This is a genomic window from Flavobacterium sp. 120 (genome assembly GCF_003633605.1).
Lineage (GTDB): Bacteria > Bacteroidota > Bacteroidia > Flavobacteriales > Flavobacteriaceae > Flavobacterium > Flavobacterium algoritolerans.
This window is the reverse complement of the sequence record NZ_RBKZ01000001.1, coordinates 1,628,372-1,641,015: the sequence shown is the minus strand read 5'-3', so window position 1 is coordinate 1,641,015 and position 12,644 is coordinate 1,628,372. Positions and strand designations below refer to the sequence as shown.

Sequence of the window (12,644 nt, the reverse complement as noted above, 5' to 3'; positions counted from 1 at the left end):
TACCTTCGCAAAATAAAAAGCTTAAAAAATGACAACTCATCTCGCATTGCTTCGTGGTATTAATGTTTCCGGTCACAACATGATAAAAATGGAGGCGCTAAAAACGACTTTGGAAGCCATTGGTTTTCAAAATGTGCTAACATATATTCAATCGGGAAATGTTTTTGTGGAAACGGAGGAAGAAAGCCCTGCGAAGGTTGGTTTTCTAATCAAGCAGGAAATTTTCAAGGTTTTTGGACATGAAGTGCCTATTGTGGTAATTGCCAAAGAAGACTTGGAAGCGTGTTTCAAGAACAATCCTTTTTTGAAAGAAAAAGACATTGATATTAAAAAGTTATACGTGGCGTTTATTTCTACAACCTTGCAAAGTACCAGTATCAATGATTTGAAAATTAGCCAATTCAAACCGGATGAAGCCAGTATTGACGGCAGCAGAATTTTTATTAAATACGCTGTTGGAGCCGGAAAAACTAGATTTGACCAAAAATACATCGAGAAAAAATTGAATGTTACCGCAACAATCCGCAATTGGAATACGGTGACGCAGCTACTGAAACTCTATGAGGAAAGATAAATAAGGACTTCACAAGTAATAAAATAAGCCACAGATTCTCCGATTTTTTTAAATCAGTTAATCTGTGGCTATTTATTTATAGGCAACCGAGAACCTATAAATAGTATCGTTTTATGCATTTTTTTACTTTAGAAAAAAATAATTATAATTTGACGCAACCTTTTACAAGAATTAGCATCTAAAGAATATCTGTAAAATCTGATACATGAAAAAACAAATCATTCTTGTTGCTTTCCTTGCTATTTTTAGCTCCTGTTCAAAGGACGAAGCTGAAGCAATTGTTACTACGGATTTTTACGGAAAATGGACTTTGGTTGCGATGACAGGTTCTTTTCAAAATTCTGGAACTACAGGTGCAGCAATGGAATGGCAAGAATATTATTTGTTCAACACCAACGGAACTTTTACAAAATCCAGAGAAAGAAATGGGGTAACAACAACACTTTCCGGAACCTACACGACTACCACTCAATCAGACGGAATATTTTTTGAATTAACATATCCCAATGACAGCGAAATTATAGGAAGCTGTTACGGAAATCAAAAAGAAGGATTGTATTTAACGGACAATAATTCCTTGTCCAGCACTTGGAGTTATTGCGATGGTCCCGGATTAAAGTATAAAAAGTAAATTATAAGTGCTTATTAAAAAACATTTTTCATAAAATTTAGTTTTGGTTAATTTTAGAATGATGAAGCACTTTTGCTAAAGAGTACTCAGAAGTTGAAAAACTTTTGGTGCTCTTTTTCTATTTTTAAACGAATAAAAGAAAGGGAGTTTCAATAAAAATAGTAATTGGTACGCACAAAAAAATTATATTTACCTATTAATTCATTCATCCAAAACGTCGCTTTATTTTGCAAAACTCTAATATTTTAATGCTATGAATTTAAAACTTTCTTTTGTTTTTTCAGTTCTTTTTGTTTGTGCAGCAATAGCACAAAACGGAAATCCAAACGATTATTTATCGGCTCAATTCCATAAAGAGCGTAGAGAAGCTTTGCGTGCTAAAATGCCTCAGAATAGTGTGGCGGTATTTTTTGGTAATCCTATTAGGAACCGAGCCAATGATGTGGATTTTATCTACCATCAAGATCCTGATTTTTATTATTTAACAGGATATAAAGAGCCGAATTCAGTTCTGGTAATTTTTTCGAACAATCAAACTAATAAAGATGGAAGGTCATTCAATGAGTTATTGTATGTTCAGGAAAAAAATCCAAGAGCGGAGCAATGGACAGGAGTGCGTTTAGGAACGGAAGGTGCCAAAAAAGAGTTGGGTTTTGAAAATGCTTTCAATGGAGCAGCGTTTTTAAATTCGGGGATTGATTACGCCAGTTTTGACACTGTTTTCTTTAAGGAATTTGAAGAAGACACTCGAAATTCGAAAAATGAAAAAGCCGATTTATACAAGTTAATTGGCGCCTTTAAATCCCAAATTGGCTACAATGAAAAAGTAAAATCTCAAATGGATTCGAATGTGCAAAACGAAATTAATGCTAAAAAAAGCATCACTTCAAAAAAAGCCACTATAAATACCAAATCGATTTTGACTTATATGGCGAGTTTGCGTGAGAAAAAATCCAAAGAAGAGTTGGTTTTGTTGACAAAAGCCGTGCGAATTTCGGCAATGGGACAACGCGAAATTATGAAAGCGATGCATCCAGGAATGTCTGAAACGGAAATACAGGGAATTCACGAATTTGTTTATAAAAAGTACGGCAGCGAGTTTGAAGGTTATCCGTCAATCGTAGGCGCTGGAAACAACGGTTGTGTGTTGCATTATATTGAAAACAGCAAAATGAAAGTCGAAAATGATTTGGTTTTGATGGATTTAGGTGCTGAATATCACGGCTATACTGCCGATGTAACTCGAACGATTCCTGCTAACGGAAAATTTTCTACTGAGCAAAAGCTTATTTATGATTTAGTATATGATGCTCAAGAAGCGGGAATTGCTGCTGCTAAAATTGGAAATAATTTTAATGCACCAGATGCTGCGGCACGCAAAATAATCAGTGCCGGTTTAGTGAAACTAGGAATTGTTAAAACGGAACAAGAATCCCGTAAATATTTTCCGCACGGAACTTCGCATCACATTGGGTTAGATGTCCATGATCCGGGCTTGTACAATGCTTTTGAGGCTGATATGGTCGTTACTGTAGAACCGGGAATTTACATTCCTATTGGTAGTGATTGTGATAAAAAATGGTGGGGAATTGCGGTGCGAATTGAAGATGATATTTTGATAACTACAAATGGACCCGTAAATTTATCTGGAGAAGCACCTAGAAAATCAAATGAAATTGAAGCACTTATGAATGAAAAAAGTGTTTTGGATACTTTCTCTGTACCAAATTTAGATTAATTAATTTATTTTCAAGTAATTAGATTAATGTCTTATTACTTTTTACTATTTAATAGCGATAGATTTGAATACGTAAGGAACCGTTCTAAGTTAATAAACACAAATTAACTTAGAGCGGTTCTTTCTTTTTGTATTAAAATTTATATAAAAAGAATGCTTATAGAAAGTAAAGCTTAAGAAAATAAATACTTTTGCAAACGTTTTACTATTTGTATATTAATGATGAGCGAATAAGTGCTACTAAAAATATTTAAGATGGTATTATACAAAGCATTCCAAAAATAAAGCATAAAAAAATACCACAAAAATGATTGTACCAGAAAAGTATATCCAAGAAGAAGAAAGAATTAAATTATTGGAATCCTATTCTATTCTAGATACCCTTCCAGAAGCAGACTATGATAATTTGACCTTGATAGCATCGCAAATATGTGGAACTCCAATAGCTCTTATCACTTTTGTTGATGAAGAACGCCAATGGTTTAAATCGCATGCAGGATTAGATATTTCAGAAACTCCAAGAGATTATTCTTTTTGTGCATATGCAATCAATGACCCCAAAAATGTTTTCATTATTCCGGATGCAAGAAATGATATTCGTTTTCATGATAATCCAATAGTTGCCGGCCAACCCAACGTGATTTTTTATGCCGGTGTACCTTTGACAAATGAAGATGGATTGCCACTTGGAACCATATGTGTAATTGATCACAAGCCAAAAATTTTGACTCCTGCTCAAATTGGTTCGTTAAAAGCACTTTCTGAACAGACGATGAAATTATTGGAACTGAGGTTGAATAAATTGCAATTAGAAAAAACAATGGAAGCCTTGGGAAAAAAGAATCTGGAACTGGAACGATTTGCTTACATCGCGGCGCATGATTTAAAATCTCCTTTGGCTAATATATCTGGGCTGACTGATTTTTTTATTGATAATTACAACGAAACAATTGATGAGGATGGAAAAGAAATTATTAATTTAATTAAAAGTTCTTCGGCTAAGTTACGAGAGATGATTGACAGCTTGTTAGCGTACAGCAAGTCAAATGTGATTGAGAAAGAAAACAATAGTGAAGTAGAAATTGCTGTTTTAGAAAAAGAACTTTCGAATCTTTTTATTTTCAAAAACAACTGTTCCATTACTTTCAAATCAAATGTAAGCTCTGTGTACACCAATAAAACTGCGATTGAGCAAATATTGATTAATCTCGTTACAAATGCTATAAAGTATAACGATAAAGAAAATATTGAGATTGAAATTGAAATAATTGAAGAAAATGACTTTTATAAAATTGCCGTTAGCGATAACGGACCGGGAATTTTAAAAGAATATCATAAAGTTATTTTTGAAATATTTGAAGTAATTTCAACAGTAGATCGATACGGTGTAAAAGGAAACGGAATAGGCTTAGCAACGGTAAAAAAGATAGTGGAAGCTTTAGACGGAACTATCGATATTGAGTCTGAAATGGGAAAAGGATCAAAATTTAAATTCACATTAGGTCGCGAAAAAGAATTAGTAGTCTAGGTTTTTCTATTTAGAGAAACTATTTTGATACTAAATCACAATACCAAAATCCAAAATCAAATGCATCAGAAGCACTGGTATCGCAAGCGGTATCTGAGGAATCTTCTTTTTCTGGTTTTTCATATTTTCGGTACACAATTTCTCCAATTTCAAAATCAATTGGTTTCGAAAAAATAGGACCATCAAATGTGAAGGTGTGAAATTCACCGTTTTCACCACAAACATCAACATTTTCAGGCAAATCGTTTATGAAATCCTGATCAATCACGCGACCAACAAAGCTTTTATCCAAGAATCGTTCGTTGACACAAACCACAATTGTTTTAAAACCTAAACTGATAAATTCTTGAATGAGTTCGTGAGTTGGGATTTTCCAAAGCGGAAAAACACCTTGAAAACCTATTTCAGCTAATTTGTCTTCGCGGTATTTACGCAAATCTTCCAGAAAAATATCCCCAAAAACAGAATGGGTTATGCCTTGGTTTTTTAGTGTAGCCAATGTTTTCCGCATCACATTTTCGTAAACTTTCATGGTGGGCATTTCGGGAATTTGCATGATTTCAAGCGGTAATCCAATGCTTTCAGCTTGTTGTTGCAATAATTCAACTCTAACACCATGCATAGAAATACGCTGGTATTGTTGGTTTACGCTGGTCAGTAAACAGGCAATTTCAATTTCAGGATTTTGTAGTGTTTTATATAAGGCCAGCGCAGAATCTTTTCCGCTGCTCCAATTAAATAGGGCTTTCGTTTTCAATGTAATTTTCTTGTAATTTTCTGGAGGCAAACTTACAAAATTAGTCGGGTTAGTTTGGTAAACCTTTGTAACTTTGGGAATCTTAGCTAATCATTTTAAATGCCATTATTTAAAAATAGATATCAAACCGAATCAAATCGATTAAAAAATTGGGACTATTCCAGTGAAGCTATCTATTTCATTACGTTAGTTGCCCAAAACAGAGAATGTATTTTTGGTGCGATTGATGACAATAAAATGATATTAAACGATAATGGGAAAATAATTGAAACGGAATTATTGAAATCAATTACAATTAGGAAACGTTGGTTTTTCCATAATTGGGTTATTATGCCCAACCATATTCATTTGTTAGTTGAAATTATTTCATCATCCGAAGTAGAGACGCACTGCAGTGCGTCTCTACCTAGTGCGTCTCTACAATTGGAATCGGAATCCCATTCGGAATCAAAACCACAAAAATTATCACGAAAGCCCAATTCCATTTCATCGTTTGTTGCGATTTTTAAATCGGTTACAACCAAACAAATAAATGTAATTATGAATTACGACGCCAATACCATTTGGCAATCAAATTATCATGATCATATTGTCCGAAATTATAATTCATTCGATACCATATATCATTACATAAAAAATAATCCAAAAAATTGGAATACAGATTCCATAAATTCAAGTTCAGAATGAAATACCTATTCTTTTTTATTTCCACGTTCTCATTTGCCCAACAAACTCAATTTGTTGATTTTAAATCTGTTCTTGGAAAAATTACCATAAATCCGATTGAAAAAATAGTTTCAGGAGATGTCGATTATGATTTTGATGTTTTGAAATCGATTGACACGATTAAAATTGATGCTCAAAATATGGAATTTTCGAATTTAAAACTCAACGGAAAATCCATTAAATTTCTCAATACACAGAAACAATTACAAATCATTTTTCCGTTTAAAAAAGGGAAAAACAACCTGACTTTTCAGTATTCGGCTAAGCCAAAGCAAACGATGTATTTCATTGGTTCAGAAGCAAATGACAATATACAAATTTGGACACAGGGACAAGGAAAATATACCAGTCATTGGTTTCCGAGTTTTGATGATGTGAATGAAAAAGTAATTTTCAATTTGAATATTGTATATAATAAAGACTATCAGGTAATTTCAAATGGAGTGTTGAAATTTAAGTCAGGACTTGATGGACTTTCGGTTTGGCAATACCAAATGCAAAAACCGATGAGTTCGTATTTATTGATGCTCGCCATCGGAAAATTTGAAAAAAACAGTCAAAAATCAAATTCTGGAATTCCTTTAGAAATGTATTTGGAAACAAAAGACGCAACTAAATTTGAACCAACATATCGCGATTCAAAAAGAATGTTTGATTTTTTAGAAAAGGAAATAGGAGTGAAGTTTCCTTGGGGAATTTACAAACAAGCGCCTGTTCGTGATTTTTTGTATGCCGGAATGGAGAATACATCGGCAACGCTTTTCAACACCCGTTATGTGGTCGATTCAACAGGTTTTGAGGACAGAAGTTACACAAATGTCAATGCGCATGAATTAGGACATCAATGGTTTGGAAATTTAGTCACCGCCGAAAGCGGAAAACACCATTGGTTGCAGGAAGGTTTCGCCACGTATTACGCGCTGTTAGCCGAAAAGGTAATCTATGGCGAAGATTATTTTTATTCTAAATTATATGAGTCGGCGCAACAATTGAAATTTGCTTCCCGAACGGATACGATTCCCGTTTTGAATGCCAAAGCCAGTTCGTTGACTTTCTATCAAAAAGGCGCTTGGGCACTTTTTGTTTTGCACGAAGAAATAGGCGATAAGGTGTTTAAAAAAGCGGTGAAAAACTATTTGAAAAAACATGCGTTTCAGAGTGTAAATACGGAAGATTTCTTTGCTGAAATCAAAAAAGTATCGGATTATGATTTGGATAATTTTAGTAAAGTATGGCTTGAAAAAACTGTTTTTAAAACACAACAAGCCAATAGTTTATTGCTTAAAAATAAATCAATACAAGTATTGTTTGAAGTGGAGAAATTAAAGAACCAACCGTTATTTGAGAAAAAAGAATTTTTTGAAAAAACACTCCAGTCTGAGGTGCATTTTACGGTAAAAGAAGCAATAGTAAACCAATTGAAAAATGCTAAATGGGAAGATGTAACGAGCCTTTTTATTTTAGCTTTAGAAACTAAAAACATACAATTACGTCAAGCGGTTGCTGCATCATTAAATGAAATTCCTGAAAGTTTTAGAGCCCAATATGAAACTTTATTAGAGGACAAATCCTATCAAACACAAGAAATGGCGCTGTATAATTTATGGAATAATTTTCCGGAGCAACGCATTCAATATTTAGATAAATCAAGAACCTGGATTGGTTTTAATGATTACAATTTAAGGACATTGTGGTTGACACTCGCTTTGTCAACACCCAATTATGCTGAAGAAAAGGTTTCCCTCGTAAACGAATTAATACAGTATTCGTCAATTAATTATGAAGCAAATACCAGGCAAAATGCTTTGGAGAAATTGCTTTCTTTCAAAATAATAAATGATGTTGTTTTGGAGAATTTGGTCAACGCAACCACACATCACATGTGGCAATTCTCGAAATTTGGAAGGGATAATATTAGAAAATTATTGAAAAATCCGGAAATGAGAGTTTCATTGGAAAGAATTATTCCGAATTTAAATGAAGCCGAGCAATTTCAGTTGAACCGATTGTTGAAAGAATAATTAAATATCTACCACAACTGACCCACTTCGTTTTTGATGTAGGCTAATGCTGCATTACTTGGTGATTGCTTTTCCATCAAATCGCTTAAAACTACTTCACGCAATTTATCGGCATTGTCCACACGATCACTCATATTCGCTTTTCGAATCATTTGTATTGTAGCATTTTTTGCAGTTACAATGATAGTCCAACATTCATCTGACATATAGATTTGTTGGGTTAAATTGTGCTCAAATTCTTGCTCGATTTGTGCAATTATCAGATTTTCGTAATCGTTTTTATCGTTAGAGATTGGTGTAATCCGAATCAATAATTTAGTAGGATTGATGCGTTCCATGTATAATGACATGCGCTCATAGGCTTGTAAACGCAGGGGTAAAGCATTTTTTTGTGCTTCTTTGTTGAGTAAATAACGACGTCTTCCTTCTTCATTTTTGGTATGTAAATCAAAAAAATAATAGGCAACAAGACCTGTAACTATTGCCGGTAACGTATAACTTAGTAATTCTATAATTTTTGTAGTATCCATGCTTTGATAAAATTTATAAAAGCAAAAATATACTTTTTTGACTATAAATCAATTCCATTTTAATAGCAATACATCAATACGAATAGTATTTTTGCCAATCACTACGGGAATATTAAAAATAATAGTTAAATGGAAACCTACATATTAGTTTTACTTTGTTTGGCTGCTTTCGCTGCAGGATTTATAGATGCCATTGTTGGTGGCGGCGGTTTGATACAAACACCTATGGGTTTGATTTTATTGCCTAATCTTCCTGTTTCAACCGTAATTGGAACCTTGAAAGTTCCTGCTTTTAGTGGAACTTCGTTTGCTGCATATCAGTATCTTAAAAAAGTAGATATGAACTGGAAATTGCTGGCTATCATGATGCTTTTGGCATTTCCTTCGGCATTTTTAGGTTCTACTTTATTGACGTATGTGAGCAATGATTTCATGAAACCATTATTGTTGGTCGTTCTTTCTTTTTTAGTGATTTACACGTACGCCAAGAAAAATTTTGGACAACATATTGAAAAGAATCATTCTTCGAGAACCCAAATATGGAATGCGATTGGAATCAGTTTTGTAGTTGGTTTATACGATGGATTTATTGGTCCAGGAACAGGAAGTTTTTTAGTAGTGGCTTTTATTGCCATTATGGGATTCGATTTTTTGCATGCTTCCGCAAATGCCAAAATGGTGAATCTGTCGACAAATTTTGGTTCCATTTGTCTTTTTATTTTAAAAGGTAAAATAATTTGGGCAGTTGCATTGCCTATGGCTGCCAGTAATGCTCTTGGCGGTTGGATTGGTGCTAAATTAGCCATTAATAAAGGAAACAGTTTTATTCGGATTTTCTTTTTGGTAGTTGTTGTTGGTACTCTAATTCGTTTTGCGTACGATGTGTTTTTTAAAGATTAGCAACTTTGATAATGACTTTATAGCAAGTGAATTTTTGGTTAAATCAGAACTCATTATGATTGTAATTTAAACCTGTTTTCTAAATCTTAAATTCTTATTTTTGCATAATAAATTTAAATTTCTCCATGCATAAATATATCGATCAACTCAACGAAGCCCAACGTGAACCTGTTCTTCAAAAAGACGGACCAATGATTATCATTGCTGGTGCGGGCTCTGGGAAAACGCGTGTGTTGACTATTAGAATAGCTTATTTGATGAATCAGGGCGTTGATGCCTTCAATATTTTATCGCTTACGTTTACCAACAAAGCGGCACGGGAAATGAAAACCCGAATCTCCCAAATTGTTGGAGCAAGTGAAGCCAAAAATCTTTGGATGGGAACATTCCACTCGGTTTTCGCCAGAATTTTACGTTCCGAAGCCGATCATTTGGGATATCCTTCGAATTTTACGATTTATGATTCCCAAGATTCATTGCGTTGTATTTCCGGGATTATCAAAGAAATGCAATTGGACAGGGATGTGTATAAACCAAAACAGGTTTTAAGCAGAATTTCCAGTTATAAAAACAGCTTGATTACGGTAAAAGCCTATTTCAATAATCCTGAATTACAAGAAGCAGATGCGATGGCTAAAAAGCCAAGATTAGGAGAAATTTATCAAAATTATGTAGATAAATGTTTTAAATCCGGCGCGATGGATTTTGATGATTTATTATTGAAAACCAATGAATTATTGACTCGTTTTCCGGAAGTTTTAGCCAAATATCAAAACCGTTTCCGTTATATATTGGTGGATGAGTACCAAGATACGAATCATTCTCAATATTTGATTGTTCGTGCTTTATCGGATAAATTCCAAAATATTTGTGTGGTGGGTGATGATGCGCAAAGTATTTATGCGTTTCGTGGTGCGAATATCAACAACATTTTGAATTTCCAAAAAGATTATGAAGGTGTGAAAACCTTTAGATTGGAACAAAATTACCGTTCGACAAAAAATATAGTGGAAGCTGCAAATACTATTATCGATAAGAATAAAGTAAAGCTGGATAAAATAGTTTGGACTGCCAATGATTTTGGTCCAAAAATAAAAGTGCACCGCAGCATGACTGATGCCGAAGAAGGGCGTTTTGTGGCCAGTACTATTTTCGAACAAAAGATGCAAAACCAACTTAGTAACGGTTCTTTTGCAATTTTGTATCGTACCAATGCGCAATCCCGTGCGATGGAAGATGCCCTTAGAAAAAGAGATATTCCATATCGAATTTATGGTGGTTTATCTTTTTATCAAAGGAAAGAAATCAAGGATGTATTGTGTTACTTGCGGTTGGTTATCAATCCAAAAGATGAAGAAGCTTTGGTTCGCGTAATCAATTATCCGGCTCGAGGAATTGGAGATACAACTGTTGAAAAGCTTACGATTGCAGCAAATCACTACAAACGTTCCATCTGGGAAGTGATGCAGAATATTGATAAAATTGACTTGAAACTGAATTCGGGAACCAAGCAAAAACTGCAGGATTTTGTAACGATGATTCAGAGTTTTCAGGTTATTGATCAAAATCAAGATGCGTTTTATATCACTGATCACGTTGCGAAAAAAACGGGATTGGTTCAAGAATTAAAGAAAGATGCTACTCCGGAAGGAATGGCTAAAATCCAGAATATAGAGGAATTATTAAACGGTATCAAAGATTTCACCGAAGGGCAAAAAGAAATCGATGGTGCTCGTGGCGCCTTGTCTGAGTTTATGGAAGATGTGGCTTTGGCAACAGATTTAGACAAAGATACCAGCGATGAAGATCGTGTGGCTTTGATGACAATTCACTTGGCAAAAGGATTGGAATTTCCTCATGTTTTCGTAGTAGGAATGGAAGAAGATTTGTTTCCGAGTGCGATGAGTATGAGTACAAGAAGTGAACTCGAAGAAGAACGTCGTTTGTTCTATGTGGCTCTGACTCGTGCGGAGCATCAAGCCTATTTGACGTATGCACAATCGCGCTACCGTTGGGGGAAATTGACTGATAGTGAACCTTCCCGATTTATTGAGGAAATTGATGCACAGTATTTAGAATATCTAACTCCGGCTGAATCAAATTACAGGTATAAACCAATGATTGACAGTGATATTTTTGGAGATGTGGATAAATCCAAATTACGTCTGGCAAAACCAGCCAACGGAACTCCACCAGTCAAATATAATAATGATAATGAACCCAAATCGGATATAAATATTCGCAAGTTGAAACCTGTATCCAATACTGCAACTTCAAGCGGTAGTGCAAATTTGTTTGATAATAAATTGGTTGCCGGAAATATTGTAATGCACGAACGTTTTGGTAAAGGCGAAGTTTTAAACCTGGAAGGAGTGGGAGCAGATAAAAAAGCCGAAATTAAATTTGAGGTTGGTGGAATAAAGAAATTATTGTTACGCTTTGCAAAACTGGATATTATTGGATAGTACCAAGTGGTCAGTTTTTCAGTGTTCAGTGACAGTTTGAGTAAATCTAAAATCAGATGACTGAAGTTTTAAATCAGGAAATCAAAAATCGTTAATCAAAAATCTTAAATCTGATGGCTCAGTTTATAAAAATATACGAAGATAAACCTAACGAAGCGGCAATTGCCAAAGTAGTTAAGGTTTTAAAAGATGGAGGATTGGTAATTTATCCAACGGATACTGTTTATGGTTTGGGTTGTGATATTACCAATACCAAAGCTTTGGAACGCATCGCAAAGATTAAAGGAATAAAGCTGGATAAAGCTAATTTTTCCTTTATCTGTCACGATTTGAGTAATATATCCGATTATGTAAGGCAAATTGACACACCTACTTTTAAACTATTAAAAAGAGCTTTGCCAGGACCTTATACGTTTATTTTACCCGGAAATAATAATTTACCAAAGGAATTTAAAAAGAAAACTACTGTTGGAATCAGGGTTCCTGATAATGCGATAGCTATAGAAATTGTGAAGCAGTTAGGGAATCCAATTGTTTCGACTTCTATTCACGATGATGATGATGTGATTGAATATACGACTGATCCGGAACTTATTTTTGAGAAATGGCAAAACCTAGTGGATATGGTTGTTGATGGCGGTTATGGTGATAATATGGGGTCAACAATTATTGATTTATCAGGTGATGAGCCTATTGTAGTGAGAGAAGGTAAAGGAAGTTTGGACATTCTTTAATTAGTATTCAGTCCCAAAGAGTTGGGATTAGTGTTCAGTA

Annotated in this window: 11 protein-coding genes; 9 read left to right on the top strand and 2 right to left on the bottom strand. The window is 34.3% G+C overall.

Features of this window, described 5'->3' with window-relative positions; translation table 11 throughout:
• The first annotated feature begins 28 nt into the window (after positions 1-28).
• The 4 genes from C8C87_RS07070 to C8C87_RS07055 all read left to right on the top strand — a co-directional run bounded on the left by C8C87_RS07070 (position 29) and on the right by C8C87_RS07055 (position 4,471).
• On the top strand, positions 29-574 hold the full coding sequence (locus C8C87_RS07070; RefSeq protein ID WP_121342094.1) for a DUF1697 domain-containing protein: 546 nt from the start codon (positions 29-31) through the stop codon (positions 572-574).
• Between the two features lie 205 nt (positions 575-779).
• Positions 780-1,205: a hypothetical protein gene (locus tag C8C87_RS07065; RefSeq protein ID WP_121342093.1), complete on the top strand. Its 426-nt coding sequence runs from the start codon at positions 780-782 to the stop codon at positions 1,203-1,205.
• 253 nt (positions 1,206-1,458) lie between these two features.
• Complete coding sequence (locus C8C87_RS07060) at positions 1,459-2,943, top strand: aminopeptidase P N-terminal domain-containing protein (protein ID WP_121342092.1); 1,485 nt, start codon at positions 1,459-1,461, stop codon at positions 2,941-2,943.
• 307 nt (positions 2,944-3,250) lie between these two features.
• The gene (locus C8C87_RS07055; RefSeq protein ID WP_121342091.1) at positions 3,251-4,471 is read left to right on the top strand and encodes an ATP-binding protein; all 1,221 of its coding nucleotides are present in this window, start codon (positions 3,251-3,253) and stop codon (positions 4,469-4,471) included.
• A 19-nt stretch (positions 4,472-4,490) separates the two neighbouring features.
• On the opposite strand, the gene C8C87_RS07050 is transcribed toward C8C87_RS07055, so the two are convergent.
• Positions 4,491-5,228: a diphthine--ammonia ligase gene (locus C8C87_RS07050; protein ID WP_121343319.1), complete on the bottom strand. Its 738-nt coding sequence runs from the start codon at positions 5,226-5,228 to the stop codon at positions 4,491-4,493.
• Positions 5,229-5,327: 99 nt separating this feature from the next.
• Here C8C87_RS07050 and C8C87_RS07045 point away from each other — a divergent pair, with 99 nt between their 5' ends.
• Both C8C87_RS07045 and C8C87_RS07040 read left to right on the top strand, forming a co-directional pair.
• On the top strand, positions 5,328-5,915 hold the full coding sequence (locus C8C87_RS07045) for a transposase (protein ID WP_121342090.1): 588 nt from the start codon (positions 5,328-5,330) through the stop codon (positions 5,913-5,915).
• Positions 5,912-7,975 (top strand): M1 family metallopeptidase, encoded by a 2,064-nt coding sequence (locus C8C87_RS07040; protein ID WP_121342089.1) that lies wholly within the window; start codon positions 5,912-5,914, stop codon positions 7,973-7,975. The genes C8C87_RS07045 and C8C87_RS07040 overlap by 4 nt, the downstream gene beginning before the upstream one ends.
• An 8-nt stretch (positions 7,976-7,983) precedes the next feature.
• Here the strand turns inward: C8C87_RS07040 and C8C87_RS07035 are convergent, their stop codons facing one another.
• Entirely contained in the window at positions 7,984-8,505 is a 522-nt protein-coding gene (locus C8C87_RS07035) for a hypothetical protein (RefSeq protein WP_121342088.1), read from the bottom strand.
• 129 nt (positions 8,506-8,634) lie between these two features.
• Here C8C87_RS07035 and C8C87_RS07030 point away from each other — a divergent pair, with 129 nt between their 5' ends.
• The 3 genes from C8C87_RS07030 to C8C87_RS07020 all read left to right on the top strand — a co-directional run bounded on the left by C8C87_RS07030 (position 8,635) and on the right by C8C87_RS07020 (position 12,604).
• Positions 8,635-9,405: a TSUP family transporter gene (locus C8C87_RS07030; protein WP_121342087.1), complete on the top strand. Its 771-nt coding sequence runs from the start codon at positions 8,635-8,637 to the stop codon at positions 9,403-9,405.
• Positions 9,406-9,530: 125 nt separating this feature from the next.
• On the top strand, positions 9,531-11,870 hold the full coding sequence (locus tag C8C87_RS07025; protein ID WP_121342086.1) for an ATP-dependent helicase: 2,340 nt from the start codon (positions 9,531-9,533) through the stop codon (positions 11,868-11,870).
• A 113-nt stretch (positions 11,871-11,983) separates the two neighbouring features.
• The gene (locus C8C87_RS07020) at positions 11,984-12,604 is read left to right on the top strand and encodes an L-threonylcarbamoyladenylate synthase (RefSeq protein WP_099715459.1); all 621 of its coding nucleotides are present in this window, start codon (positions 11,984-11,986) and stop codon (positions 12,602-12,604) included.
• The last annotated feature ends 40 nt before the right edge of the window (positions 12,605-12,644 follow it).

Excerpts from the sequence above, each read along its gene's own strand:
- C8C87_RS07070 (WP_121342094.1), top strand. The coding sequence starts at position 29 with ATGACAACTCATCTCGCATTGCTTCGTGGTATTAATGTTTCCGGTCAC.
- C8C87_RS07065 (WP_121342093.1), top strand. The coding sequence starts at position 780 with ATGAAAAAACAAATCATTCTTGTTGCTTTCCTTGCTATTTTTAGCTCC.
- C8C87_RS07060 (WP_121342092.1), top strand. The coding sequence starts at position 1,459 with ATGAATTTAAAACTTTCTTTTGTTTTTTCAGTTCTTTTTGTTTGTGCA.
- C8C87_RS07055 (WP_121342091.1), top strand. The coding sequence starts at position 3,251 with ATGATTGTACCAGAAAAGTATATCCAAGAAGAAGAAAGAATTAAATTA.
- C8C87_RS07045 (WP_121342090.1), top strand. The coding sequence starts at position 5,328 with ATGCCATTATTTAAAAATAGATATCAAACCGAATCAAATCGATTAAAA.
- C8C87_RS07040 (WP_121342089.1), top strand. The coding sequence starts at position 5,912 with ATGAAATACCTATTCTTTTTTATTTCCACGTTCTCATTTGCCCAACAA.
- C8C87_RS07035 (WP_121342088.1), bottom strand. The coding sequence starts at position 8,505 with ATGGATACTACAAAAATTATAGAATTACTAAGTTATACGTTACCGGCA.
- C8C87_RS07030 (WP_121342087.1), top strand. The coding sequence starts at position 8,635 with ATGGAAACCTACATATTAGTTTTACTTTGTTTGGCTGCTTTCGCTGCA.
- C8C87_RS07025 (WP_121342086.1), top strand. The coding sequence starts at position 9,531 with ATGCATAAATATATCGATCAACTCAACGAAGCCCAACGTGAACCTGTT.
- C8C87_RS07020 (WP_099715459.1), top strand. The coding sequence starts at position 11,984 with ATGGCTCAGTTTATAAAAATATACGAAGATAAACCTAACGAAGCGGCA.